This window comes from Actinomyces sp. S6-Spd3 (assembly GCF_000758755.1).
In the GTDB taxonomy this organism is placed as follows: Bacteria; Actinomycetota; Actinomycetes; order Actinomycetales; family Actinomycetaceae; genus Pauljensenia.
On record NZ_JRMV01000190.1, the window covers coordinates 1 to 768 of the forward strand.

Here is a 768-nt window from a genome sequence, read left to right on the forward strand (position 1 = left end):
ACTGCTTCGCTGCCGCAACATTCTCATCCGACTTCCACGTAGCACCCGCATTACCGAAACCAAGTGGGCGCACCTGATCTGCCGGAACGTGAGCGGCCTGAACCGCGCCAAACAGGTGGAACGCAGGCCACTTATCTACGTTACCGAGCATTAGCGGCGTCTTTCCCGCATCCTTAATGGTCTTCAACTGGTCACTGAACTCATCCCACGTCTTCGGTACCTGCAGACCCAACTCTTCAAGTCTTGAAGGCGCGTAGAAAACACCCACAACCTCGCCTACCTGCGGCAAGCCGTAAAGCGATCCTTCACCAAACTTCGTGGCGTCAGCCGAATAGGAAGAGTAAGAAAGAATGCTGTCAGAGTAGCGGTCCCGCCACTTGTAAGCATCCGCCCATGGATCCAGCGGAATGATCTGTCCAGCCGAAACAAACTGTCCCATCATCGACCGCGCATTATTTGCCTCCACAACATCGGGCGCGTCATCACCCGAAAGTGCGAGGCGAAGCGTGGTTTGCAGATCATCAAACGACTGCGAAACCCGATCAATGGTGATGTTTGGATACTTCTTCATAAACGCCTTATTCAGGCGCTTCATCTGCTCGTCCTGGCCTCCGCGAACCTCCTGGTCCCAAACCGTCAGAGTCTGCTCAGGCAAGCTCGAAATATCCGTAATGACCTCACTTGACGCACCACCCTCACTGGGGCTCGATTCGTTAGAAGGTCCGGGAGCACATGCTCCAAGCATTAGCACCACAGCCGCAACTGCAG

At 54.8% G+C, this 768-nt stretch carries 1 protein-coding gene; it reads right to left on the reverse strand.

Going from position 1 to position 768, the window contains the following annotated elements; translation table 11 throughout:
* Window positions 1-655, reverse strand: a 655-nt coding sequence (locus HMPREF1627_RS09940) for an ABC transporter substrate-binding protein (RefSeq protein WP_234305184.1), incomplete at its 3' end; no start/stop codon positions are given.
* Window positions 656-768: the final 113 nt, after the last annotated feature.